Source organism: Gordonia aurantiaca, assembly GCF_039939235.1.
Lineage (GTDB): Bacteria > Actinomycetota > Actinomycetes > Mycobacteriales > Mycobacteriaceae > Gordonia.
Genome location: NZ_JBDUUF010000006.1, coordinates 40,689 through 65,929 on the forward strand (window position 1 = coordinate 40,689; position 25,241 = coordinate 65,929).

General features: G+C 68.7%; 23 protein-coding genes. 10 read left to right on the forward strand and 13 right to left on the reverse strand.

Annotation, left to right across the window (positions count from 1 at the left end; genetic code table 11):
- Positions 1-139: 139 nt before the first annotated feature.
- The 5 genes from ABFT43_RS12995 to ABFT43_RS13015 all read left to right on the forward strand — a co-directional run bounded on the left by ABFT43_RS12995 (position 140) and on the right by ABFT43_RS13015 (position 5,940).
- On the forward strand, positions 140-1,807 hold the full coding sequence (locus ABFT43_RS12995; protein ID WP_347960776.1) for an ABC transporter substrate-binding protein: 1,668 nt from the start codon (positions 140-142) through the stop codon (positions 1,805-1,807).
- Complete coding sequence (locus ABFT43_RS13000) at positions 1,804-2,826, forward strand: ABC transporter permease (protein ID WP_347960777.1); 1,023 nt, start codon at positions 1,804-1,806, stop codon at positions 2,824-2,826. The genes ABFT43_RS12995 and ABFT43_RS13000 overlap by 4 nt, the downstream gene beginning before the upstream one ends.
- Positions 2,823-3,716 (forward strand): ABC transporter permease, encoded by an 894-nt coding sequence (locus ABFT43_RS13005; protein WP_347960778.1) that lies wholly within the window; start codon positions 2,823-2,825, stop codon positions 3,714-3,716. The genes ABFT43_RS13000 and ABFT43_RS13005 overlap by 4 nt, the downstream gene beginning before the upstream one ends.
- Entirely contained in the window at positions 3,713-5,425 is a 1,713-nt protein-coding gene (locus ABFT43_RS13010) for an ABC transporter ATP-binding protein (protein WP_347960779.1), read from the forward strand. The genes ABFT43_RS13005 and ABFT43_RS13010 overlap by 4 nt, the downstream gene beginning before the upstream one ends.
- Positions 5,426-5,517: 92 nt before the next feature.
- On the forward strand, positions 5,518-5,940 hold the full coding sequence (locus ABFT43_RS13015; protein ID WP_347960780.1) for a nitroreductase family deazaflavin-dependent oxidoreductase: 423 nt from the start codon (positions 5,518-5,520) through the stop codon (positions 5,938-5,940).
- 98 nt (positions 5,941-6,038) lie between these two features.
- Here ABFT43_RS13015 and ABFT43_RS13020 read toward each other — a convergent pair whose 3' ends face one another.
- Positions 6,039-7,091, reverse strand: a complete 1,053-nt coding sequence (locus tag ABFT43_RS13020) for a fused (3R)-hydroxyacyl-ACP dehydratase subunits HadA/HadB (RefSeq protein ID WP_347960781.1) — start codon at positions 7,089-7,091, stop codon at positions 6,039-6,041.
- 82 nt (positions 7,092-7,173) lie between these two features.
- Complete coding sequence (locus ABFT43_RS13025; RefSeq protein ID WP_347961009.1) at positions 7,174-8,370, reverse strand: oxygenase MpaB family protein; 1,197 nt, start codon at positions 8,368-8,370, stop codon at positions 7,174-7,176.
- Between the two features lie 242 nt (positions 8,371-8,612).
- Between ABFT43_RS13025 and ABFT43_RS13030 the strand changes: the two genes are divergently transcribed.
- Entirely contained in the window at positions 8,613-8,753 is a 141-nt protein-coding gene (locus tag ABFT43_RS13030) for a hypothetical protein (RefSeq protein WP_347960782.1), read from the forward strand.
- Between the two features lie 228 nt (positions 8,754-8,981).
- The gene (locus ABFT43_RS13035; protein WP_347960783.1) at positions 8,982-9,782 is read left to right on the forward strand and encodes a PA domain-containing protein; all 801 of its coding nucleotides are present in this window, start codon (positions 8,982-8,984) and stop codon (positions 9,780-9,782) included.
- Positions 9,783-10,036: 254 nt separating this feature from the next.
- Here ABFT43_RS13035 and poxB read toward each other — a convergent pair whose 3' ends face one another.
- Positions 10,037-11,773, reverse strand: coding sequence for a ubiquinone-dependent pyruvate dehydrogenase (gene poxB, locus ABFT43_RS13040; RefSeq protein ID WP_347960784.1), 1,737 nt, complete (start codon positions 11,771-11,773; stop codon positions 10,037-10,039).
- Between the two features lie 454 nt (positions 11,774-12,227).
- On the reverse strand, positions 12,228-12,851 hold the full coding sequence (locus ABFT43_RS13045) for a maleylpyruvate isomerase family mycothiol-dependent enzyme (RefSeq protein ID WP_347960785.1): 624 nt from the start codon (positions 12,849-12,851) through the stop codon (positions 12,228-12,230).
- Positions 12,852-12,922: 71 nt separating this feature from the next.
- Here ABFT43_RS13045 and ABFT43_RS13050 point away from each other — a divergent pair, with 71 nt between their 5' ends.
- A complete protein-coding gene (locus tag ABFT43_RS13050) occupies positions 12,923-13,360 on the forward strand; it encodes a MarR family winged helix-turn-helix transcriptional regulator (RefSeq protein ID WP_347960786.1) in 438 nt (145 codons plus the stop codon).
- Here the strand turns inward: ABFT43_RS13050 and ABFT43_RS13055 are convergent.
- From ABFT43_RS13055 to ABFT43_RS13085, 7 genes are all read right to left on the reverse strand, one after another.
- Positions 13,351-13,977, reverse strand: a complete 627-nt coding sequence (locus tag ABFT43_RS13055; protein WP_347960787.1) for a GyrI-like domain-containing protein — start codon at positions 13,975-13,977, stop codon at positions 13,351-13,353. The genes ABFT43_RS13050 and ABFT43_RS13055 overlap by 10 nt on opposite strands.
- A gap of 40 nt (positions 13,978-14,017) precedes the next feature.
- Complete coding sequence (locus ABFT43_RS13060) at positions 14,018-14,503, reverse strand: PPOX class F420-dependent oxidoreductase (RefSeq protein WP_347960788.1); 486 nt, start codon at positions 14,501-14,503, stop codon at positions 14,018-14,020.
- A 10-nt stretch (positions 14,504-14,513) separates the two neighbouring features.
- Positions 14,514-15,821 (reverse strand): polysaccharide pyruvyl transferase family protein, encoded by a 1,308-nt coding sequence (locus ABFT43_RS13065; RefSeq protein WP_347960789.1) that lies wholly within the window; start codon positions 15,819-15,821, stop codon positions 14,514-14,516.
- Between the two features lie 77 nt (positions 15,822-15,898).
- Positions 15,899-17,530 (reverse strand): FAD-dependent monooxygenase, encoded by a 1,632-nt coding sequence (locus tag ABFT43_RS13070; protein ID WP_347960790.1) that lies wholly within the window; start codon positions 17,528-17,530, stop codon positions 15,899-15,901.
- 162 nt (positions 17,531-17,692) lie between these two features.
- On the reverse strand, positions 17,693-18,127 hold the full coding sequence (locus ABFT43_RS13075) for a hypothetical protein (protein ID WP_347960791.1): 435 nt from the start codon (positions 18,125-18,127) through the stop codon (positions 17,693-17,695).
- A 65-nt stretch (positions 18,128-18,192) separates the two neighbouring features.
- A complete protein-coding gene (locus ABFT43_RS13080) occupies positions 18,193-19,620 on the reverse strand; it encodes an FAD-binding oxidoreductase (protein ID WP_347960792.1) in 1,428 nt (475 codons plus the stop codon).
- Between the two features lie 134 nt (positions 19,621-19,754).
- Positions 19,755-23,033, reverse strand: coding sequence for a BTAD domain-containing putative transcriptional regulator (locus ABFT43_RS13085; protein ID WP_347960793.1), 3,279 nt, complete (start codon positions 23,031-23,033; stop codon positions 19,755-19,757).
- A 124-nt stretch (positions 23,034-23,157) separates the two neighbouring features.
- Here ABFT43_RS13085 and ABFT43_RS13090 point away from each other — a divergent pair, with 124 nt between their 5' ends.
- Positions 23,158-23,514 carry a VOC family protein gene (locus ABFT43_RS13090; protein WP_347960794.1) on the forward strand — a complete coding sequence of 119 codons (357 nt, stop codon included), beginning with the start codon at positions 23,158-23,160 and terminating at the stop codon, positions 23,512-23,514.
- 16 nt (positions 23,515-23,530) lie between these two features.
- A complete protein-coding gene (locus ABFT43_RS13095) occupies positions 23,531-24,109 on the forward strand; it encodes a mismatch-specific DNA-glycosylase (RefSeq protein ID WP_347960795.1) in 579 nt (192 codons plus the stop codon).
- Here the strand turns inward: ABFT43_RS13095 and ABFT43_RS13100 are convergent.
- Complete coding sequence (locus tag ABFT43_RS13100) at positions 24,090-24,386, reverse strand: DUF503 domain-containing protein (protein WP_347960796.1); 297 nt, start codon at positions 24,384-24,386, stop codon at positions 24,090-24,092. The two genes, ABFT43_RS13095 and ABFT43_RS13100, sit on opposite strands and share 20 nt — an antisense overlap.
- A complete protein-coding gene (gene ppk2, locus ABFT43_RS13105) occupies positions 24,386-25,216 on the reverse strand; it encodes a polyphosphate kinase 2 (protein ID WP_347960797.1) in 831 nt (276 codons plus the stop codon). Before ppk2 ends, ABFT43_RS13100 begins: the two co-directional genes overlap by 1 nt.
- Positions 25,217-25,241: the final 25 nt, after the last annotated feature.

The window sequence follows — 25,241 nt, forward strand, 5'->3', positions numbered from 1 at the left end:
TACCGTTCGTCACGAACCGCGGGCCGACCGTGCGGTCTGAAATGCACGGTCTGATAGGTGCGTCTCCAGCACGTCGACGCCGGCGGAGAACTTTCCGTGACTGTCGATCAACGACTTTCGAATCCTAGGAGTACTTGGCGTGTTCAGTTCTGTCCGTTCCAGACGGACGCGAGCCCTGGTCGCGACGGGCCTGTCGGTGGCCGCGTTGCTCACCGCATGCGGGGAGCGGCCGGCCACCGGTGATGGCACCTCGCCCGGCGTGCCACCGGTTGCCGGTGAGTATCTCGACGGTGGTGTCATCGAGTACGGCCACGAGCAGGAGCCGCCGTGCATCCACGGCGGGTGGGTCCAGAACGCCTACCTGGCAAGACAATACCTCGACAACCTCGTCTCCCTCGACGACGACGGCACCCCGGTCCCGTGGCTGGCCACGAGCTGGGAGATCTCCCAGGACCGCAAGACCTACACCTTCCGTCTGAAGCCCGGGGTAAAGTTCACCGACGGCACGGACCTCGACGCCGCGGCGGTGAAGGAGAACTTCGACAGGTACCTCGATCCGGATGCGCCCAACGGCACCGTGATGGCCTACATCGGTCAGTACTACGACCGTGGCGAGGTCATCGACGAGCACACGTTCGCGCTTCATCTCAAGCGTCCGTACAGCCCGCTGCTGACGGTGCTCACGCAGGGCTACTTCGGAATTCAGTCGCCGACAGCACTGGCCCGCGGACCGAAGGAGAACTGCTCCAAACCCGTCGGCTCGGGACCGTTCGTCATCGAACGTTGGGACCGCAACCGCAGCATCACCTTCGTCCGCAACCCGCACTACAACTCGGCGCCGGCAAACGCCAAGCACCAGGGTCCGGCCTACGTCGAGAAGGTGATCTGGAAATTCCTCAAGGACCCGGTGCTGCGATACGGCTCGCTCACCAGTGGGTCGTCGGACGTCATCTACAACGTCCCGCCGATCAACTGGGCCGACGCGACAACGCGCTTCCAGACCAAGCAATACGTGACCCCGGGGCGGCCGAACGCGATCACCCTCAACGTCGAACACGCCCCGTTCGACGACGTCCGGGTGCGTCAGGCGTTCGCCTACTCAGCCGACCGCGAGAAGGCAGTCGAGACCGCGTTTCTCGGTGTGGTGCCGTTCAATTCGAACGGCGCGCTGAGCCAGAGCACCCCCGACTACGATCCGGACGCCGGCGCCTACGAGCGTGACCCGGACAAGGCCAACGCGCTGCTCGACGAGGCGGGCTGGACGTCGCGGGACTCCGACGGCATCCGCACCAAGGATGGCCGACGGCTCACCGCACGGATCGTCTACGCCGCCGACGCCATCGTCGGCCCGGAGGGGGCTGCGATCCTGCAGGACATCGCCTATCAGGCACGCGAGGTCGGCTTCGACATCGAACTCGTGCCGGCGACCCAGAGCGAGTACTTCGGCGGCAACTACGCCAAGCCGCACACCTACGACGCGTACGTCGGCTACTGGACGAGTCCCACCCCGGGCCTGCTGTACATCAACTGGCGTCAGCGACTCGAGGATTCACCCAACCCCCACAACACGGCGTACTACAACGACCCGGTGCTGCAGGGATTCATCGAGAAGGCCAACAGTTCGCCGGACCCGACCGAACAGCGGGAGTACTACCGCCGGGCACAGCAGCTCATCGGTGAGAAGGCGCTGTCCATCGGGCTGTACACGCAGACCACGTCGATCGCGGTCCATCCGAAGCTGCACGACGTGTGGGTCGAGAAATCCCAAGGCGAACCGGTGTTCGCGGATGCGAGGTTTGTGCGATGACCATCCAGGCCGACAAGACGACGACCGCGCCCGTCGACGAGGTCGCCGATCGGCCGGCGCACCGCCGGCGGATCGGCGCGGCGACGTGGTCACGGTGGCTCGGCAAAGTCGGTTCGGCCGTGTTCGTGCTGTGGGCGGCGGCGACCATCACGTTCCTGCTGCAGGTCCTCGCGCCAGGTGACCGGGCGACGCTGCTGCTCAACCTGTCGTCCGGGGAGAGTCGGGAACGCACACCCGACGAGACCGGTCCGGTGAACGAGCAGTACGGGTTCACCGACCCGATCTGGGATCAGTACCTGAACTATCTGCGGGGGCTGCTGAAAGGCGACCTGGGCACCTCGTACCAGCTGAGCGAACCCGTCACCGACGTGATCGCCGCACAGCTCGGGCCGACCCTTGTGCTGACCTTCAGCGCACTGGTCGTCGCCTGGCTGCTCGTGCTGGTCACCACCACGCTGACGGCGGGTCGTCGTGGTCCGGTCGGCGCGTTCGGCGCCCTGCTGGAGACCGTCAGCGCCGGCCTCCCGCAGTACTGGCTCGGATCGATCCTGCTCGTGGTCTTCGCGATCGACCTGGCCTGGTTCCCGGTGGAGAGCGGGAATTCCCTGCGAGGTCTCGTCCTGCCGGTATTGACGCTGGCGATCCCGCTGGCCGGTTTCCTCGGCAGCATCGCGCGCGACGAGTTCGCCCGCGCGCTCGACCAGCCGTTCGTGCTCACCGCCCGTAGCCGAGGACTCGGTGACCTGTCGGTGCGCGCCCGACATGTGTTGCGGCACTCGGTGCTCCCCGCGATCACCGTGTCGGGATGGGCGATGGGCGCACTGCTGTCGGGTGCGGTGATCGCCGAGACGGTCTTCGCACGCGCCGGTATCGGCCAGACGCTCGTGGCCGCCGCGAGTGCCCGTGACGTTCCGCTCGTGAGCGGCATCGTCGTGCTGGTGGCCGCGATCTACACCGTCGCCAATCTGCTGGTCGACTTCCTCTACACCGTCATCGACCCCCGGATCGAGGTGCCATGACCATCCAAGAACCATCCGCGCCGGCCCCGGAGATCAAGACCTCTCGGAGCACCGTCACCGCGTTGCCGGAGACGCCGCGCCGTCGGTCGGTCCCGCCCACCGTCATCGCCGCGCTCGTCGTTCTCCTGTTGCTGCTGATCGCGGTCGTCGCACCCGGAGCGCTCGCGCCCCACGATCCGCTCGCGATCGACCTCGACGCGACGCTGTCGCCGCCCACCTGGGCACATCCCTTCGGCACCGACCTGTCGGGGCGAGATCTGTTGAGCCGCGTCATCTTCGGAACGCGGCAGTCCCTCGCAATCGGCCTGGGTGCGGTGACCGTGGCCCTCGTCATCGCGGTGGTGCTCGGCATCGCCGCCGGATTGTCGGGTCGCCTCGCCCAGGCGTTGTCCAATCGATGGATCGATGTCTTGTTCGCCTTCCCGACGATCCTGCTCGGCCTCCTGCTGACGTCGGTCTTCGGTCCCGGGCGCAGCACGCTGATCCTCGCGATCGGTATCGGCATCGCACCTGGCTACGCGCGGATCATCCGCGGACAGGTGCTGGCGGTCCGCAACTCCGCCTACATCGAGGCGGCCACCGCCCTCGGACACTCGCGGACGCGAATCCTGGTGCAACACATCGCCCCGAACGCTCTACGGCCGATGATCGTGACCGCGACACTCGGCATCGGGCAGGCGATCATCTGGGCGTCGGGCCTGGCCTACCTCGGTCTGGGCGTCGCGCCTCCGTCGCCGGAGTGGGGTGCGCTGCTTGACGCCGGCCGCACCTACATCACCGTGGCGTGGTGGCTGGAGATCTTTCCCGGCCTCGTCATCGTGATCACCGCGCTGGCATTCACCACCGTGGGCCGCCACCTCGGCGCCCGACTGGAAGGAACCACCCGATGACCGCAGTCGCCACCACTGCCACGGACACCACTGCCACCGTGGACGTCACCGGCGCCGAGGCGCCATTGGCCGAGATCCGGGACCTGCACGTGTCGTTCGGCGACCGCGAGGTCGTCAAGGGCGTGTCGTTCGCGGTGAACGCCGGAGAATGCCTCGCGATCGTCGGTGAGTCCGGATCTGGGAAGTCGGTGACGGCCCGGACCCTCATCGGGCTCACCGGTGAGGGTGCACGGATCGGGGCCGAGGCGATCGACTTCGCCGGGCGGTCCCTGCTCGGATACACCGATCGGGACTGGCGGCGACTCCGCGGCCGCGAGATCGGTTTCGTCCTCCAGGACGCGCTGGTGTCCCTGGATCAGCTCCGGACCGTCGGGAGCGAGATCGGGGAGTCGCTGACCGCGCACGCACGGCTCGACGGGGGCCTGCTCCGCCGGGGTGGGCTCCGGCGCGCCGAGCGTGAGGAGAGGGTCGTCGAGCTGTTGGACCTGGTCGGCGTGCCCGAACCCCGGGTACGCGCCCGGCAACGGCCGCACGAACTCTCCGGCGGTCTGCGGCAGCGCGCGCTCATCGCGTCGGCGCTCGCCCAGGACCCGAAGTTGCTCATCGCCGACGAACCCACCACCGCGCTCGACGCGACGGTGCAGGCGCAGATCCTCGACGTCCTCGGCGAGGCGAAGGCCCGTGGCAACGGCGTCATCCTGATCTCCCACGATCTCGCCGTGGTCGGCCGGCTCGCCGATCGTGTCGCCGTCATGCGGCAGGGCGAGATCGTCGAACACGGCGCCACCCGCGACGTCCTGCGCCGGCCGCAGCACGAGTACACCAAGGGGCTGCTCGCGTCCGTGCCGTCGCGGACCTCCAAAGGCACCCTGCTCAGCAGCGGTGAGACACTGCCGGAACCGCCGGTGGCGTCCGATCCGGGTGCCACCCCGGCGCTGCGGGTGCGCGATCTCCGCAAGTCGTTCGAGGGAAAGAACAGAACGTCACGTCCGGCGGTGCGTGGCGTGAGTTTCGACGTGCTGCCGGGAAAGACGCTCGGCATCGTCGGCGAGTCGGGTTCGGGCAAGACCACCACCGCGCGCATGATCCTCGGACTCACCGAACCCGACTCCGGGACGGTCGAACTCAACGGCCGGCCGTGGAGTTCGTTGCGCGACAGCGAACGTCGGGCGAACCGGCACCAGATCTCGGTCATCTACCAGGACCCGCTGAGCTCGTTCGATCCCCGCTGGAATGTCGAACGCATCCTGCGAGACAGTCTGCGGTCACGTGACCTCCGGGGTAAGGCGCTCGACGAGCGGATCTCCGAGCTCCTGGACGATGTCGGCCTGTCGGATGCCTTCCGCAAGCGTCACCCACTGCACCTGTCCGGCGGCCAGCGGCAGCGTGTCGCGATCGCTCGTGCGCTGGCGCCCGAGCCGTCGGTGATCGTGTGCGACGAACCGGTGTCGGCCCTCGACGTGTCGATCCAGGCGCGCATCCTCGACCTGCTCGCCATGCTGCAGGTGGAGACCGGGGTGTCGCTCGTGTTCATCTCGCACGATCTCGGCGTGATCCATCACGTCGCCGACGACATCCTGGTGATGCGCGGGGGAGAGGTCGTCGAATACGGTGAGGCCGATCGCGTCTTCGGGCGCCCCGAGCACCCCTACACACGCGAATTGCTCGCCGCGGTGCCCAGGGTCGAGACCGAGGCGCTCACCGGCTGACGACCCGGACGGTGAGTCCGACGCCGGCCGCTCGCGACATCGTGTGGCCCACGCAACGGAATAGGCGCGGCCGTCGGGATGTTGCCCACACCATGACTGCCAAAGCCGAGTTGAGCCCCGAGGGCTGGGTCCGCGACCAGACCCAGAAGATCCTCGAAACAGGAACCACCGACGGCGTCGAGGTGATGGGTCGCCCGATCGTCCTGTTCACCGTCACCGGAGCCAAGACCGGCAAGAAGCGCTACGTCCCGCTCATGCGCGTCGAGGAGAACGGCAAGTACGCCATGGTCGCGTCGAAGGGCGGCGCCCCCGAACATCCGGTGTGGTACCACAACGTGAAGGCGAACCCGCAGGTCACGGTGCAGGACGGCACCGAGGTCAAGGAGTTGACCGCTCGCGAGATCAGCGGCGAGGAGCGCGAGCACTGGTGGAAGCTCGCCGTCGAGGCTTACCCGCCCTACGCGGAGTACCAGACCAAGACCGATCGGCAGATCCCGGTGTTCGTCCTCGAATGATCCTTCTGCGGCCCGCAGACGCGAGAGCCCCCGGCGAATTCATCGTCGGGGGCTTTCGCGTCCGAGACGACCGGGCGTGGGCGCGCAACGCCCGGCTCTCACGCGAAGCGGATGTTCATCGTCGCCAGGCCGAAGACCTTGCGGCCGCCGGACTTGGCGGTGATGAGCACGACGCCGGTACGGGTGTCGGGGTCGAGTGACTTGATCCGGCCGCTGAACTCGATCTCACCGCCCGCATCGGCCGACACCGGCACCGTCTGTGACAGGCGCACCGCGTAGCGGGTCACCGCGCCCGGGTCGCCCGACCACTCCGACACGAACGCGGCGCCGAGACCCATCGTGAGCATGCCGTGCGCGATCACATCGGGCAGTCCGGCCAGCTTCGCGATGGCCTCGTCCCAGTGGATGGGGTTGGCGTCGCCCGCGACACCGCCGTAGTTGACCAGGTCACCGCGCGAGATACGGGCGGTGTGCACGGGCAGTTCGTCGCCCACCGACAGCTCGTCGAAGGAGCGCGCACCGGATGCGCGGGCCGCGCCGTCGGCGACGCGGACCTCGCCCTCGGGGCGGACGGTCTTCTCGTAGAGGTGATGGGTGTCGTCGTGGCTGAAGATGTTGACGTCGTGCATCATCACCTTCCGCACGGCGGGGCCGAGCTGGGGATCGACCTCTTCGGCCGTCACGCCGACGACCGTGGTGTGCATCGTGTGCACCTTCTCGCCGTTCGCGTCGGTCATCGTGTTGGTCACGGTGATCAGCTCGCGGCCGGCGACCTTGCGCACGTTCGACAGCTCGACGTCGGTCACCAGTTCGTCACCGGCGACGATCGGGCGGTGCTGCTCGAAGACCTGCTCGGTCTGGACGTAGGTGTCGTAGCCGACTATCACCGACTCGAACAATTCGCGGTTGGCCGCCATCGCCGGGATCGACGTGAACGTCAGCGGCGCGACGAGACCGGAATAGCCAAGAGCCGCAGCAGCTTCGGGCTCCCAGTGGGCAGGGTGGTAGTCCTGGACGGCCCGGGCGTATTCGCGGACCTTCTCGCGTCCCACTTCGTACGCGCCGTCGAGGACGTAGTAGTGCCCGACGCGCTCGGCGAGGTCGGGGACCTCAGTGGGCGACGTCGGGGCGGTGGTCGGGGGTTGCGTCATTCCGTTCACGCTAATCGTGCCGGGTCCGACCGCAAAACCCGAGGTGGCGTTTCCGTCACTTTGTTCGGCGAAGCACCGGTGATCATCGCCGCAGGCCCTTGCCGTGCGCGAACTCCGCGGGACGCCCCGACGACTGCCAGCGGTGCCAGTTCTCGCGGTGGCGGCACATCGCCTTCTCGTGCAACCGCCGGAACCCGGGCGACACCCGGCGCAGAGTCTCCGCTGCCATGACGAGCGGCCATCGCAGCACGATCAGCGCGATGCCGGGCAGGGGATTGGGCATTCGGTAGCGGATCCGCGTCGTCGGCATCATGTAGATCGTCGAGTAGGCGGCGTACATCATCGAGTTGTACCTACCGCGGAGCCGTTCGAGGCCGGTCGCGTCCGCATTGGCGAAGGCGGCCGGGAACGACTCGATGAGCTCGGCGCCGTCCTTGCCGGAGTCGTGGCTGCGGGTCGAATTCACGAACGCGAGCAGGCGCAGCGCGTCGGCGATGGTCTCCGGATACCACTGGGTGCGCACGCCGAGGAGGTGTCCGAGGTAGCGCTGGTAGTGCAGCAGGACGCGGATCTCGCGCGGAGTGGTCTGCACACCGGTCAGCCACAGGGCGAGCGCCGGGACGACGCTCCCGCCGAGCAGCGTGAGCAGCTGATACGACTGGCTGATCGGCTCGCCCCAGCGCTCGCGATCCCATTCGGGATGCTCGGCGACGGTCCGTCGCACCCACACGTGCATGACCCGGACGCGCATCGCGGTCGCACGTCCCGCCGAACCCGGGGTCAGCAGGGCGCCCGGTTGCGAGACGTCGATCCAGAACCTCGCGGTCTCCAGGAACCGGCGCAGTGCGTTGTCCCCGGCGTATCCGCCGGCCAGCGACAACGGTTTCGCGACGGCCGCCTCGGTGTACATCTCGAGGGTTTCGCCGCCGGCGACGCTGAACAGAAAGGTGCCCCAGCGTCGCCAGATCTCCTCACCCTCGGCGATGAGTTTCGGGTCGACCCAGTCGGGCACCGTCTCGAATTCCTCGAACAGTTCGACCAGCGCCGGCGGCGGGTTCTCGACGCTGTCGAGCCCGTCGGTGAGTGCCTTGTCCAGGAGTGCGCGGGCTGGTTCTGGGCCGAGGGCGCCGTAGACCTCGTCGACGAAGCGCTCGGCGACCGGGTCGGTACGGAACATGTCCTCGGCGAAGCCCCGCAGGTGCTCCGGTTCGGGGAACAGGTCCTTACCGGTGAGCTTGCGAGCCGCGGAGCGGGCGAGTCTCAGTGCCCGGTTCGACATCGCGGCGTCGTAGGCGACGGCGGTCGGGAAGGGCGGCGTGCCCGGGTCGGCGGCCGGTTGCTGTCCCGACGACGGCTTGTTCGACGACGGCTTGTTCGACGGCGGCTCGTTCGACGGCGGTGTCTGGCTCGGCAGCATCGTGGACACGGTTACCCCCAACGGTTGACGTCCGGCTCGGCTGGTGTTCGATGAGACGGATTCCTTCCTGTGTATCACTTGCTTGGCTGGGTGTCACCACGCCCATGACCTCGAGTGGGGTCGAGGTCGCATCGTGGGTCACCCGCCTCACCCACGCCGGCCCGCGGTTGAGCGCACGCTTCCGGCCGACCTTCGCGAGCACTTTGTCAACAGCGGACATCTCGGTGGCCGCGTCGCCGCATTGACGCAATCCTCACCCCGACGACCGCTGCCGGCCACCCGCCGAATTCGACTGGCGCGGCGTTGTCGCCGCCGGTCGAGATGGTGTGACCGCCGGGCTGGACACCCCACCTGACACCGTTGGCCGCAGTCGCAGTCGCAGTCGCAGTCGCGCTCGCAGCCACGGTCGGGCGCGAGCGCGACGGGGCCGCTCTCGCAGTCATTCTTGGCAAATGGGTGGTGTGGCACACTGCATGAGCATTCGATGGCCGAACATCGGGTTGTCTGCAGCCGCGCGGACGCGGTGGCCCTTGGTGGGTGGGCCGGGGGCAGTTCTTGTTGGCGCGCTGAGTGTTTCGTTCTGTCGCGCGGCGATTGTCCGTGCCTTCGGCGCTGTGCGTGGTGTTTCGACCTGGCGGCTCGGGGTCACGTGGTGGTGCAAGATCGGGGCGGAGGCTGCGGCCTATCACGTACTGGCATTCGAAATGGTCGAACCGCACCACTACCCATTCGTCTCTTCGGACGAGGCAGGCGCCATACGATGGCGTGCTGCGCTGGACACCCGGCTGGGCGATCAGACGTTCGGCTTCGCGGAAACCGTTGGAACCGTGAGAGATCCGGGGGAGTTCATGAGTAGGTCGCCTGCCATGAAGACATCGATGGCAGTGGCTTTCGTTGCTTCCACGGTCTTGGCCGGGTGCGGCGGCGCGCCAGGTGCCGACAGGGTCGCCGACGGCGCCGCATCGCCGTCGTCTTCGCCACCGGGTCCGGCGGGGTATGAGTATGTGGCGTCCGATGTAGATGCCATCGTCGACGGTGCGCCGGTCCGGCTGAGGCACTTCCCGTTTTCCATCGGTGCCAAAGTGGTGGAAGCACGGCTGTCATCGACATTGGGCGACGGGTGCACCGAAGGCGGCGCAGACGTCGAGGATCAGTTCATTGTCTTACCGCGTGATGGCTGCACATTCGAGCGAAAGTACGATGCCGCTCGGCGTGCTGGTGCATCCGGTCTCGTGATCACATCCTCTGACCCGCTCCCAGATGGGCGCCGGTAGACCCCGCCGATCGACCTGACAACCATCCCCATGCTGGTGACCGACGACCAGGACTTCGTGCGGCGACTCGTGAACGGAGCTTCGTCGACCGTGAGTTTTGATGCTTCGGTCAGACAGACACCTGCCGGATGATGGTCGAATTCTCTTCGGAGAGCACGATCCGAAGTGAGACCATCGGCCTGCTCGGGCAGCGTCGGGCCTGCCAGGTCGGGACCGTGCTCCGGCGCTTCGAGGGTGCCGCCCGGGTGGGATGGTCAGTCGAACAACCGCCGGAACACATTCGTCTCGGCGAGATCGATGATCTCGTCGCCACGACCGGACAACACCGTTCGTAGCGCGTACAGCGTGAAGCCCTTCGCCTGCGCCGCCGTGACGGTCGGCGGGATCGACAACTCCTGGCGGGCGGTGGTCACGTCGAGCAGTGCCGGGCCGTCGTGGGCGAGGAACCCGTCGATGGCGGCGGGCAGATCGTCGGGCCGCTCGATCTTGCGGCCCCACAGACCCACGGATTCGGCGAGCCGCGCGAAATCCGGGTTCTCCAGGTTGGTTCCGTAGTTGACGAACCCGGCCGCCTTCATCTCCACCTCGACGAAGTTCAGCGATGAGTTGTCGAAGACGACGATCTTCACCGGCAGCTTGTTTTGCGTGAGCGTCAGCAGCTCGCCGAGGAGCATCGCGAGTCCGCCGTCGCCGGCGAGGGCGATGACCTGACGGCCGGTAAACGCCGACTGCGCACCGATCGCCTGGGACACCGCGTTCGACATCGACCCGTGTGTGAACGACCCGATCAGACGGCGTGAACCGTTCATCTTCAGGTATCGCGCGGCCCACACCACCGGCGAGCCGACGTCGGGGATGAAAACGGCGTCGTCACTGGCCTTTTCGCTGATCAGGCGAGTGAGGTACTGCGGGTGGATCGGGGTTCTGTTGCGGTCGTTGTCGGCGAGGTCGTCCAGGCGTCGACGTGCCTTCGTGTAGTGGGCGAGTGAGGTGTCGAGATGTTCGGGATCGCGTCCGCCGGCGATCAGGGGCAGCAGCGCGTGCACCGTGTCGCCGACGTCTCCCACCAGAGGGACGTCGACCGGGCAGCGCCGACCGATCTGCTCGCCGCGGATGTCGACCTGGATGATCGTCGCCTTCGACGGAAAGAACTGCTGGTACGGGAAGTCCGTGCCCAGCATGAGCAGCGTGTCGCATTTCTCGATCGCGCGGTACCCCGACGAGAAGCCCAGCAATCCGGTCATTCCGACGTCGTAGGGGTTGTCGTACTCGATGAACTCCTTGCCGCGCAGGGCGTGCACGATCGGCGCCTGGAGGACTCGGGCGAGTTCGACGACCTCGTCGTGGGCTCCCGCGACGCCGGCCCCGGCGAGTATCGTGACGCGCTGCGCGGCGTTCAAAGTGTCGGCGGCACGGGACAACTCGGCATCGGTGGGACGGACGATCCGCGGGATCTTCCGGATGGGTGCGCCGGAACGGCGTTTCGGGCACGGTTTGAGGAACAGTTCGCCGGGGATCACGAGCACCGCGACATCGCGTCGTTCGACGGCGGTGCGGAGCGCGACGTCGAGGAGGCGTGGCAGTTGATCCGGGGTGCTGATCATCTCGCAGAACGCGCTGCACTCGCGGAACAGCTGTTCGGGGTGGGTCTCCTGGAAGTATCCGCTGCCGATCTCCGGTCCGGGGATGTGTGCTGCGATCGCCAGGACCGGCACCCGGCTGCGGTGGGCGTCGAAGAGGCCGTTGATCAGGTGGAGATTGCCGGGCCCGCAACTGCCCACACAGACCGCGAGTTCGCCGGTCAGGGCGGCTTCCGCGGAGGCGGCGAAGGCCGCGGCCTCCTCGTGTCGCACGTGCTGCCAGGCGATGGCATCGGTGGTCCGCAGAGCGTCCGTGAGACCGTTCAGTGAGTCGCCGGGAATCCCGTAGGCCCGCCGCACCCCCGCACGGTCGAGTTCTTCGACAATCCTCTCGGCAACAGTTGTCGACATGGCGATCCGTTCGGTCGAGTCGGGCTGTGATGCCGACTATAGCCACGATCGGCCCGTCGGCGACCAGCTTTGACCGTCGCTCGACCTGAGCGTCCACACGGCGGCGTGTGTGGCCGGTGGACGGAATCCGTCCACGCGAGAGCGTTCATGCCGCAGCGTACATGCGACAGCGCGGTGAACCACTGCGGGAACTCGGTTTCCGCATCGGCCGCCTCGGTGAACACAACCCACGTATGGTCCACCTCGAGGCCTGCGCATGGTCGAACTCGCCGTGCGACGCGGCTCCGGCGACACGTGGGTGCGCAATCGTCACCCGCGGCGCGGCCTCTCGTCGCCGGTTGCGGCGCAGGCCGTGGGTGGGGAACCGCTGCGGCCGGTCCCGGGCTGCGGTGACACTGGATCGACGCTGCGCGAGGCGATCTCGATTCCCTCCGGTTGGCCTCCGGGGGCGGGGTCAGCCCGCCCGGGAGCCGGAATCCGAGTCGTCGGACACCGGCAGTCTGTGCACCGGCGTGCGTCCGCTGAGATGCATCAGGATGTCGCGGATCGGGGCTTCGACCACGCGGTCGGCACCGACCTCGAAATCGACGTCGGTGGCCACGAATCGCAGGCCACGGTTGCGGCGTCGGGCGAAGAACGGGAAGGCGACATCCCAGATCTCCCGTGCCGCGGTGGCCGCGGCGTCGACCGGCATCGGTCGGTCGATCGCGAGCGGGACCGCGATGTCCTGGCCGTGCAACAGCGCGTCGATGAGTGGCGCGCGCTCGTTGGTGCCGAACGGGTGACGTCGTGACCCGACCATTCGGCGCAGCTTGTCCGCGGCCTCGTCGGGTGGGGTCTGATCGCGGATCGCCATCTCGCGGATCATCGTGTTGAAACGGAAGCCGTAGCGGACCGCGGCCGCGAGAACGTCACGCGCGTTCGCGTGCGATTGCGTGAGGTGGACCGCCACGTCCCGGATCGTCCATCCCGCGCACGACGACGGCGTCGCGAGCTGCTCGAAGGTGAGGGATTCGATGAGGTCGGCCAGGTCGATCCGCTCGCGGTCGATGTGGCGCCAGAGGGTGTCGGTGTCCACGGCCGCCTCCCGTCGCAGTTCGTCAGGATGCCTGACTATATTAGTCAGGGTTCCGTACTAAAGTCAACGGCATGAGCGACGATCGACCACCGCTGGGTGTGCTGATGTTCGTGGCACACCGGTACCTCGAGCGGCGGGTGATGGCCCGCCTCGCCGCGGAGGGCGCCGACGACATCACCCTCGCGCAGGCGCGGGTCATGCAGCGTCTCGCCCCGGAACCGATGCGGCTGACCGACCTGGCCGAACAGGCCGGGGTGACCAAGCAGACGGCCGGTGGCATCGTGGACCAGCTCGAGTCCGCGGGCTACCTGCTGCGGGTGGCCGACCCGTCGGACCGTCGGGCGCGGCTGGTCACCCTCAGTGAGCGCGGGATCGAATTGTGTGTGCGCGCGGCCGACGAGGTCGAGCAGATAGAAGGAGAGTGGCGAGCGCATCTGGGCGACGACGACTTCGCCGCGCTGGAGAAGACGATGACCCGGCTCCGCGAGATCACCGACCCCTACCGCTGAACCCGCTCCACGGGCTGGCGCAGGATCGTCCGCAGTCTGTCCGGGGTGACGTTGCGGAAATCGCTGAAGTAGATCTCGTGGTGACGCCCCGTCATGCGTAAACCATTGTCGGGGATGAACTCCTCGTGCATGCGGGCCAGGATCGGGCCCTCGTCGTCGAACGACCCGAGGTGAAGTGTCTGCACGCAGAGGCCCTCATCGATCTCCTCGACGCGGAGGTCGTCGATGCGCGGCGGCGCCTTCTTCGCGCCGACCTTGGCGATGGTCGTGGCTACGAGCTCGTCGTCGATCCACTCCGGCACGAACAGGAGCAGCGTCCAGTTCCACCGTGACTTGTCACGCGCCCCGGTGAACACCGACATGTCCGGGGCCCACCACTGACCCTCGAGCGGCGGCACCACGTAGTCGCGGCCGAGTTCGCGTTTGCTCGCGAACTTGAGTCCGTAGGCGACGGGATAGAGGGTCTCGACGGCGGCCGCGAATTCGGGTGAGTCGTTGGGATCGCCGCTGCCGTCGATCATCAGATACCGCATCGGCGGCACCTCGAGGATGCGGAACTCGCCGCGTCTCGCCTGATAGCTGTCGAGTGTCTTCTTCAGATCGACCTTGTTGCTCATGGTGATACGCCCTTCGGTCCCGGCAAGGATGCCGCGGGTCTCAGCCGTCCTGTGCGTCGAGCTTCGCCGCGACGTCGGCGGGAAAACCGCCGGTGGCGATGGGACCCCAGTGGGTCGGGGTGATCCGGATCAGCGACTTGCCCTGCAGGCGCATCGCCGCCCGGTACTCGTCCCAGTCCGGATGCTCGCCGGCGATCGAGCGGTAGTAGTCGACGAGGGCGTCCTCGGCTTCGGGCATGTCGAGGACCTCTGCGTCGCCATCGACCTGCACCCAGGCGCCGTTGAACTCGTCGGAGAGCACAACGACGTTCGCCACCGGGGTCCGGCGCACGTTGGTCGCCTTGGCCCGGGCGGGGTAGGTGGAGATGACGATGCGGCCCTCGTCGTCGACGCCGCCGGTCACCGGCGACATCTGCGGACGTCCGTCGGAACGGACGGTGCTCAGGATCATCTGATGGCGCGGCCGGATGAACTCCACCAGTCCGGCGCGGTCGACGGTATCGGCTCTCGCAACGGTTCTCGCCATGCCGCCGACCTTACGCGCGATGGGCGAGCAGTGGCGCGACCGGGTAGATGTCGTGTGCCGACGCCACTTTCGTCGCGATCGCGGTGTCCCGGTCCATGAGGGAGAAGCCGCCCGCGGCCGGGCGTTCGGGCACGGTGTCCCCGGAGTCGACGATCGTCCACGCGGATCCGGCGTCGGCGAGCGACCGGTGCTTGGTGGAGTAGTACTCCGGCATCGGCACGACGGCCACGCCGGAATCACCTGCGGCCGCGGCCAGCAGATGCGGATGGAACCGTGTGCTGATCCACGTGTCGCCGGCCCCGGCGGGCAGACCGTGGTACCAGATGTCTCGGAAGCCGAGGACCCGTCTGCCCTCGAGCCGGGAGCCGAGGCGATGCGGGATCGTGTAGTCGTGACCGGGGATCCCCTCGACGACGGTCACCGCCGAACCCGGGACCTCCCAGGCGTCGAGCGTCGCGCGCACGAATTCGGTGAGCGCGTCCAGACCGGTTCCGGTGGGACCACGGAACTTCTCGGTGAGGTCCGACTGCAGGCACAGCACCACACCGGGTTCCCGCTCACCGGGCGGGTCCACGCGATACAGCGGCGGCTGCGGCCGATGCAGCGCGAGCCAGGCGTCGTCACCAGAGTGACGGACGTTGCCGGCCGTGGCGTGCACGTCGCCGAGCGCCTGCGCCGACGCTGTGTCCCGTACGTCGACGACGTCGAACGCCCGCAGCGCGGCGGTCAGCGCGGACCAGGCGGGTTCCTCGACCGTCGGGACCAGTCCCTGTCCGGTCGCCACCAGGCGTGCCCCGGTGGTCCGGGCGACGGCCTCGGCCGCCACGAACAACGAGACATGGTGCGGCCACACGGTGTTGACGTATCCGCCGCCGAGAAGGTGGATCGTGGTCGCGGTGGCGAGCAGGTCGATCCCGACCGCGAGCCGAGGTGCGATACCGGAGTCGACGGCCGCGCGCGCCACCCACGACCACGGGTCGCCAGGCTCGGCGTCCTTGGCGTAATCGGTGAGCTGCCAGAGCGTGTCGACGACGATCATCTTCGGATGTGCGTCGCGCAGCAGCGCATTCGCCGACCCGGGGCTGTGACAGTCGAGCACGACCGTCGCGTTCGGTCGGATGCGGGCCAGATGCCGCAGCCACGTGCGGGCGATGATCTCGTCGCCGTAGTTGGGGTGCCCGGTGGGGGCAACGAGGTAGATCACCTCGCCGGCCCCCAGCGACCGCCCGACATACGAGTCGTCGACGCGGCGTCGAGCCGACGAGTTCACCCGGCCGGCCAGCGACCGGACCCGCCCCACCTGCACCCATCTGGTCATGCGGTGAGCCTACGGTGGCCGCAGCCCGTCGGACCCGGATGGTTCGTCCGGTGTGACCTGCTCAACTCGCTCCCGGTCTACGCGAACGTCGACTCGAGGTAGGTCAGTGCCGCACGGGTGTCACCGAGCGGGCCGCGGTACCCGATGTAACCGTCCGGACGGATCACGAAGATCGCCGATCCGTCAGGTCGGTATCCGGCCTCGAAGAGTCGCTCGGAGTCACGCAGCAACGGGATCTCGATGCTGCCGACCTGAGCGGTGGGCGCGGCGACCACGTGGACCGTCATGCGGCCACGGGCGGCGGCGACGATGTCGTCGGCCAGTGCCTCCAGGCACGGAACGTCCTCGGGACCCGCGGACGCGTCGGCGTAGAGGATCAGCGCATGGTCGACGCCGCCGAGCAGCGAGAACAGGCGCAGCGGGTGGTTGACCGATTCGCGCGTGAGTCCTGCTGCGTCCGGGGCGCGTTCACCGGCACGCGGCGCGGCCGCGACGGATGGGATCGCGGACCCGGCGGCCAGCGGGCTGTCGGCATAGGAGATCAGCAACTGCGCCTCACGACGCATGATGAACCCGATGTCGTTCGAGTCGGCGCCGATGCCCTCCCGTGCATCGCGGACGGTCCGGCCGACGACCTCCTCGCCGACCGGCCGGCGTTCGAGATCGTAGGTGTCGAGCAGCCCCGGCGCGGCATTACCGGCGACGGCGAGACCGAGCTTCCATGCGAGATTGTGCGCATCCTGGATGCCGGTGTTCATGCCCTGTGCCCCGGTCGGCGGGTGGATGTGCGCGGCGTCGCCGGCGACGAACACCCGTCCGCGGCCGTAGGAGTCGACGATCCGGTGGCTGATGCGGAAGACCGACGACCACCTCAGGTCGGAGACGGTTGCGGGTTCGGGGGCCAACCGGTCGACGACCGCCTGGATGTGGGACAGATCCGGTTTTCGTGGCCCCTCGAAGCCGTGCGCGACACCGTCCCCGGAGGAATCGGGTTCCGCGGCCAGTTCGTCGGGCACGAACATCGACATCCGGTACCGGCCCCGGCCGGGCAACGGGATCGCCACCAGCAGGTCGTCGGTGGTGCCGTCGTCCTTCTGATGCATCGCGCGGACCGCGTAGCCGCGCGGCATGGACCAGTCCACCACCACGTCGCCGAGCATGTACTGCTCCGGGAACGCACCGCCCTCGAACGTCAGGCCGAGCCCCTTGCGCACCGTGCTGTGCGCGCCGTCTGCCCCGACCAGATAGCGGGCGCGGGCGGTGGTCGACCGTCCGTCGAGATCGGTGAGCGTGACCGTCACGCCGTCGTCGTCCTGGTCGAACGCCGTCACGCGGACGCCGCGCTCGATGGGTGTGTCGAAGTCGTCGAGCCGGTCGCGCAGCACCTGCTCGGTGGCGTACTGCGGTACCAGATGGAAGCGATACGGGACGTCGTCCGGCAGCGACAGGTCGAAGCGCGACACCTGTTCGCCGTTGACGTAGATCAGCTGTCCGCGCATCTCCAGGCCCGCGTCGAGGATCGGTTCGATGATCCCCATGCTCTCGAACACCTCGAGCGTACGGGGCTGGATGCCAATGGCTTTCGCGTACTGCGGTGGTTCGAGCCGCGGATCGACGATCCGCACCCCGACGCCCCGGCGCCGCAATTCGATGGCTGCGGTGAGTCCGATCGGGCCGGCGCCCGCGATCAGTACGTCGACATCGTGCATACGAGGTTCCCTCTCGACGGTGTGCTCGCCACGGATTATCGCCGTGATCGGCACGAGTGGTGCACGGTCGGCGGAAAAGAGGGCGCGAAAATCTACCTCCGGCGCCGTCGGTCCGTCCTGGGGATCCGTGCGCGCCGGGGATCCGGTCGCGCGGGGGAGTTGCTATTCCCGAGTCGGGCGGTGCGGGATCGGGCGGCGCGGGATCGGGCGGCGCGGGATCGATGACGGACCGCACACCTCGGCGCCGAGCCCGGCCACGCGGGTGCGCAGCCCGCGGTCGGCGGTCACCACGATCCGACGACGATCCCGCCGCTCGCGGACCACGTCGACGATCGCATCGTCACCGGACCCGCGCGCCTCGACCACCTCGACGCCGTCGACGGGGGCGACGCCGCGCGCCTTGCCCTCGACCACGAGGACGATCTCGACCGGTCCGGGCACCGCGTCGAGGCCCGAGTCGGCCAGCCGTGCGAGGCGGTCCCGCAGTCGTTCCGCGGCTCCCCGGCGGTCCCGCCACCAGCCGTCGGGCACCGACCCGACGACGTTCGCGGCGTCGACGACGACGAGGGGGACGAGCTGCCGGGCCGGATCGTTCATGCCGACCATCAGCCCACAGGCGCGCTCCTGGCGCAAGTGTGTCGCCGGGTATGCTCCGACGCCTGTCAGCCGATGTCGCTGCGACTGAACCGATTGAGCGGATCGACCGCCTCCTTGATCTCGGTCAGTCGCCGGCGATTGCCGGCGCTGAAGGCGTGCTCGGCGCGGGCCGCGCGTTCCGGTCCGGAGATGAGGTTGAGGTAGGCCGCGCCGGTCACGAAAGGCGCCAGCTCTTGCCGCGTGACGCGCAGCGTCGACTCGACCGTCAGGGCGACATGGGGGTCGGGGACCACGGCGATCATCTCGAACAGGAACCGACCGGACCGAGCCCGGTCGTTGGCGGCCGCGGCGGCGCCACGGGCGACGGCGCCGCCGGCATGGCGGATCTCGCCGACGACGATCAGCGGCGCGGTGCCCGGCGCCGGGCGGGACCTCTGCGCGATGACGTCGATCGCGGCATCGGGTAGGTCGTCGAACCACTCGGCGGTGACCATGTGCGGCATCGGGTCGGTGGGGTCCATGCTGATCGAATCGGCGGCGCTGAACGGCATCTCGCCCCACATGTCGACCGCCGGCGTCCTCCACTCGCGCCACTCGTCGACGAGCTTCGCGCCCGCGGCCGGCTCACCCGACCAGCAGCCGCGCACCACCGCGAAGCTGCCGCCGCGCAGGGGTTCCGGGACGTCCTCGTCGGGGGGGAGGTTCAGGATGGCGACGGCAGAGGTGAGCTCCTCGGACTGGGCGGGTGCCCAGTCGCGGAAGCGGGCGAAGACCTCCTCGGCGTCCTCGACGGGATAGAAGAGGTTGCCCGCGTACACCGTCGAGACCTCGACGAGGTCGATCTCCATCGAGGTGACCACGCCCAGGCTCCCGGCGCCTCCGCCGCGGAGCGCCCAGAACAGGTGCGGATGCCCCGCCTCGGTCACCCGGCGGGGCGTGCCGTCGGGGGTGACGAGATCGAAGGCGCGGACGTGGTCGGCCGCGAGCCCGAACCGGCGCCCGAGCCAGCCGAAACCACCACCGAGGGTGTAACCGACCGCGCCCACCCCGCTCGACGACCCCATAAGGGGTGCCAGGCCGAACGGGGCAGCGGCGTCGAGCACGGACCTCCAGGTCGCGCCGGCGGAGACCCGTGCGGTCCGCGCGATCGGGTCCACGGTGACCCGGTTCAGTCCGGAGGTGTTGATGAGCAGTCCGCCGTCGACCGGCGCGCTGGTGCCGTGTCCGGTGCACTGCACGGAGATGCGCAGATCTTCTTCGGCGGCGAACCGGACGGCTTCGACGACGTCGAAGTGATTCTCGGGCAGGGCGATCACCGCGGGCCGATGGGTGACCAGGCGGTTGAAACCGGCGCGCGCCCGGCGGTAGCCGGGGTCGCCGGGTCCGAGTACCTCGCCGGCGATGCGTGCGCGCAGCTGCGCGAGTACGGAACCACGGGTTCGGACCGTGAGGTTCTCGGGCCCGCCGGTCGGCGAGGCGGGTGTTGCGGTCATGTAGTTGTCCTCGATTGGAGTCGGCGTCGTCGCCGGGAGCGGATCGGATACCGGGGGCATCGCCTCGGGTCTGACGACCAGCCTGGCCGAGAGGGCTTGGGGGCGACTTGAAGCGGACTTGGGCCGTGCCGGTCTCAACCGCCCGGACGGGCGGGGAGACGGAGTCCCCAGCCGTCGGCGAGCGCGTCGATGCGCTCCACCAGGGCATTCGCCTCCTGGTCGACAGCGGTCCGACGGGCCCGGAGCAGGGTGTCGGCGACCTCCTCGGGCGTTCGGTCGTCGGCGTGTTCGTGGCGGGCCCGCACCAGGATGCGGTGCGCGTCGCCGTATCGTTCGCCGGTCCGTGCGGCCAGGTCGTCGGCACGGTCGAGGAGCGCGGCGGCCTCGGTGAGTTCGCCCGCCGCGAGGAGGACCTCGGCGTGCAGGCCGAGCCAGAAACCCTCGCCGGTGCGCTGTCGGGCGTTGTTCCCCGACATGCCGGCGGCGTCGTCGGTGCCGGCCGCGGCCGCATCGAGCTGTTCGATGCGGACGAGCGCGTCGTCGACGTCGCCGGACATCGCGCGTGCCCACCAGTACATGCGTTCCCCGCTGCGGCGGAGATAGGCGAGCGGGCCGGGCCGGTCGGAGTCGATGATCTGCCCGGCCTCGAGTGCCCACTCGGTGTCGCCGATCATCGCGGCCGCGCCCACCGCGAAGATCGCGGTGCCCAGGCGCGACCGCGGGTCGGGCAGCATGTCGGCCATGGTCGCGAAGAGCGATCGTCCGGCGTCGCGGCCGCGGTGGATCGCGGCCGCCCAGGCGCGGTAGCCGCGCGCCATCGCCATCTGGTCGTCGCGCAACCCCGTCACGGCCTGGATGGGGGCGTACTCGTCGAGGATGCGGTGGGCCGCCCCGAAGTTGCCCCGCGTGAACTCGTCGAATCCGGCGATCTGCATACCCAGGTGGACCACCACCGGGTCGTCGGAGCGGTCGGCTCGTGCCTTCAGCTCGGCGGCGAGGCGGTGTCCGGTCTCGGTGTCGGAGACCTGGATGTGTGCGGCGCAGCGCGCGTAGTCGAGGTCGGCGAGCAGTCGGGTGTCGCCGAGTGCCGACGCGAGGGTGCGGGCGCGTTCCCGGAGTTCGGGATCGGCGGCGAAGTAACCGTGGGCGGACACCTCACTCGCGTGTTGCGTCGCGATGGCCCGCAACTCGGCCTCCTGGTCGCCGGTCGCGTGGGCCAGCGTCGCCGCGTCGCCCAGATGCCTGCTTGCACCATCGAAATCGTATGTCCGCAAGGCGATGCCGCCGGCGGTGAGCAAGGCGTCGGTGGTGCGGTGGCGATCGGCCAGCGGACCCGCCGACCAGAGATGCCGTGCCATGCGCGTGACCGCATGTGGCGACGAGTTCTCCGACAGGGCATCGGCGATCGCGAGATGGATGCGCCGCGCGCGCATCGACGAGATCCCGTCGGCGATCGCCTCGCGGATGATGTCGTGGCTGAAGCTGAACCCGAACGGGTCTTCGGGACCGAGGTCGATGACGCCCGCGGCCGCTGCCGATTCGAGCAGTTCGAGTGCCTCGTCGACCGGCATGTCCGCGGCCGACGCGAGGAGGACGAGATCGACGCGGGTGCCGATGAGCGCCGCGATGTCGAGGAGTTCCGATGTCTGAGATGACAGGCCGAGAAGACGCTGTCGCACGACGTCGCGGACGCCGGACGGGACCGCGTTGCCCGCGATCGAGCCCTGCGCGGCGAGGATGCGCGCGAGCTCGCGGACGAAGAAGGCGTTGCCGCCGGTGCGCCGTTCGATCGACGACACCGTCGCAACCTCGGGCCACTGCAGGGTCTCGCGGCGGATCAGCTCGGAGATGTCGTCACCGTTGAGCGGGCCGACCGCGATACGCCGGTGTTCGGGAAGGCGGGCGAGCCGGGCCAGGGTCGACGCGACGATGCGCCGGCGGGTCGGCGTGCGCACCGACGCGAAGAACGTGACGCCCGGGGTCCGGCGGGAGGCCATGTGTGCGAACAGTTCCAGCGACGCGCCGTCGGCCCACTGTAGGTCGTCGAGCACGATGATCAACTCGTGTCGTTCGGCCACCCCGTCGAGCAGGTCGGCGGCCTGGTCGTAGAACTGGAATCGTGCTGCGGCGTCGGGCATCTGGCGTGGCGGCGGGATGACGTTGACGCCCTCGGTGACCATGCGGCCGAGTGGACTGTCGAGCAGGCGCTCACGGTCGGCGGGATCGAGGCGGGGGAGCACCGCGCCGAGGATCTGGACCCACGGCCACATCGACGGCGCCGCCGGGTCGTCGACGCAGCGTCCCCACAGCACGAACAGGTCGGCGGCGCCGGCTGCGCGTCGCCCGGCTTCGTCGATCAGTGCGGTCTTGCCCGCTCCCGGCTCGCCCTCGACGACGACCACGCCGCCGTGGCCGGTCATCGAGGACAGTACCGCGCGGTGCAGGGTTGCCAGTTCGTCGACGCGGCCCACCAGCGAGGGGAGATCGTCGGGGTCCTCGATCTCGGGCTCTCGGGTGTCGGCCCCGTCGGTGTCCGGTGTGGCGTCGGTGCGCGAGGTCTCGCCGGCCGACCCTGCCTCGGGATGCGTCGGTGAGATGGCCTGGGGAGCGGCCACGGGGACGGTCTCGCGTGGCGTGGCAGGGGTGTCGAGATGTGGTGCCTGATCGAGGATGTCGCGTTCGAGATCGCGCAGCCGGGGCCCGGGGTCGACGCCGATCTCCTCGGCGAGGATGCGGCGTGCACTTGCGATCGCGCCCAACGCATCCGACTGACGTCCCACCCGGTAGAGAGCCGTGGCCAGCAGCACCCACAGTCCCTCGTCGAGGGGTGAGCGCTCGACGGCGCTCTCGAGCTCGGTGACGAGGATCCGGTGATCGCCCGCGGCCATGCGCGCCTCGAAGGACAGCTCACGGGCCGCGCGGAGCATGCGGTCGAGGTGGTCGGCGGCCTCGTCGCGGAAGGCGAGACCTTCGAATTCGGGCAGGAGGGGCCGGTAGGAATCGAGGACGTTCTGCAACAGCGGCGCGGCGGCCGCGGTGTCGCCGGCCTGCATCAGGTCGCGTGCGGAGGCGATGCCGGCGGTCAGACGTCGCAGGTCAACCTGTTCCGGGGTCGTCGGGAGGCTGTATCCGGTGCCGTGGGTGAGCAGAACCGTCGACGGCGCACGGGGTTTGCGGTCGGGTTCGAGGGCCTTGCGTAGTCCCGAGATATAGGACTGCAGTGATACCTCGGCGCGTTCGGGAGGTGCGTCACCCCAGATGCCCTCGATCAGTCGATCGGCACGCAGGGGCGCACCCTCGGCGAGGATGAGCTGCGCCAGGGTGGCCCGCTGTTTGCGGGTGCCGAGTTCCACGGGTTCAGAACCGATCTGAGCTCCGAGTCCGCCCAGCACCGTGTACGACAATCCGAGCATCAGCGTGAGTGTAGTGTTCGCCGGGGCGCTTCGGGCCGTCCTGAGCAACCCGTGACGACCGCGCGGACTCGTGGGCGGGCGGGTCCCGGGCGGCGATGTCGGGGTGCGGCGCTAGGTTGTTCCCATGAGTCTCACGGTAGGAATGGTCACGCTCGACACCACGGACCCGATGCCGCTCGCGCGTTGGTGGGCCGAACAGCTGGGCGGAAACATCATTCAGGAGAATGACGGTTTCTTCCCCGTCGTGTCGCTCGGTGAGGGCGGCCCGCTGCTCGCGTTCCAGAAGGTCGACGATCCGACCCCGGGCAAGAACAAGATGCACCTCGACCTGACCGCCGACAACGTCGACGCGGAGGTGGCCCGGCTGGTCGCGGCGGGCGCCACCAGGATCGCCGAACGGCAGATGCCCGGTTTTGCGTGGGTGACCCTCGCCGACCCCGACGGCAACGAGTTCTGCGTCGCCGAGAAACACGAGGCCTGAGTCGACCCGTTCACGCATGGGATTCACCCGAGCCGAATTGCTCTCCTATCAGGACCGCACCGTCGACGACCTGGTCGGTCCCGGCTGCCGTCTGCTGTTCGTCGGCATCAACCCGGGCCTGTGGACCGCGGCGACCGGCGCCCACTTCGCCCGGCCGGGCAACCGCTTCTACCCGGCGCTCGCCCGGGCCGGGATCGTCGACAGGGTCATCGATGCCTCTCAGGGCATGTCGGCGGAGGATGCCGCACTGCTCATCCGGCGGGGGGTCGGCATCACCAACGTCGTCGCACGGGCCACCGCGACCGCGGCGGAGCTGTCCGCCGACGAGCTCCGGGAAGGTGGCCGACGGCTGCGCGAACGGGTGGCCGAGGTGCGGCCCCGGGTCGTGGCCGTCGCCGGGATCACCGCATACCGAACGGCTTTCGGTCGTCGTGGCGCCGTGCCCGGTCTCCAGGACGAGACCTGGGACGGTGCGCAGCTGTGGGTGGTCCCGAATCCGAGCGGCCTGAACGCCCACGAGACCGTCGACACCCTTGCCGGGGCGTACCGGGAGGCGGCGATCGCGGCGGGCGTCGTCACAGATCGTCGGAGCTGATGATTCGGCGGCGCGCCGAGAGCAATTCGATCTCAGGGTGATTCGCGGCCGATCGTTCGATCGCGTCGAGTAGCTCGACGACGTGCCCGCGATCCGCCGCGACCACGCTCGCACCGATCAGCGCGCGTCGATGCATGTCCAGGTGCCCGACCTCGGCGACCGAGACCTGATAGCGCCGCCGGATCTCGGCGACGATCGGTCGCACCACCGAACGCTTCTCCTTGAGCGAGTGGACGTCACCGAGCCGATAGTCGAACTCGCAGAACCCGATCCACATCAGTTGTCGGTGCGGATGAGGGTCGCCACGTGGTCGGGCACGTACTTCGACAGCGACCGTGGCGGCCGGCGGTAGTTCTCGGACTCGACCGGCTTCTTCGGCAGCGTCACCTCCGGGCGCGGCACCTCATGGTAGTCGATGCTGTCGAGCAGGTGCGCGATCATGTTGAGGCGCGCGTGTTTCTTCACATCGGATTCGACGACGTACCAGGGACTCTGGGGTGTGTCGGTATGCACCATCATCTCGTCCTTGGCGCGTGAGTAGTCCTCCCAGCGGTACACCGACTCGAGATCCATCGGACTCAGCTTCCATTGCCGCACCGGATCTTTCATTCGCGCACGGAACCGCCGGAGTTGCTCCTCGACCGAGACCGAGAACCAGTACTTGCGCAGGATGATGCCGTCGTCGATGAGCATCTGCTCGAAGATCGGTGTCTGCCGCAGGAAACGGGTGTGTTCTTCGGGGGTGCAGAAGCCCATCACCTTCTCCACCCCGGCGCGGTTGTACCAGGAGCGGTCGAAGAGCACGATCTCGCCGGGCGCGGGCAGATGGGCGACGTAGCGCTGGTAGTACCACTGGCCGCGTTCACGTTCGGTGGGCACTGGTAGTGCGGCGACCCGCACCACACGGGGACTCAGATACTGGGTGATCCGTTTGATCGTGCCGCCCTTGCCGGCCGCGTCCCGCCCCTCGAAGACCACCACGATGCGGGCGCCGCTCGCGCGCACCCACTCCTGCAGCTTGACCAACTCGGTCTGCAGTCGGAAGAGTTCGGCCTCGTAGACCTTGTTCGAGATCTTCTGCTGCTTCGCCTTGTCCTTCTTGGCCATGGCATGAGCCTACGGCCTCGGCGCC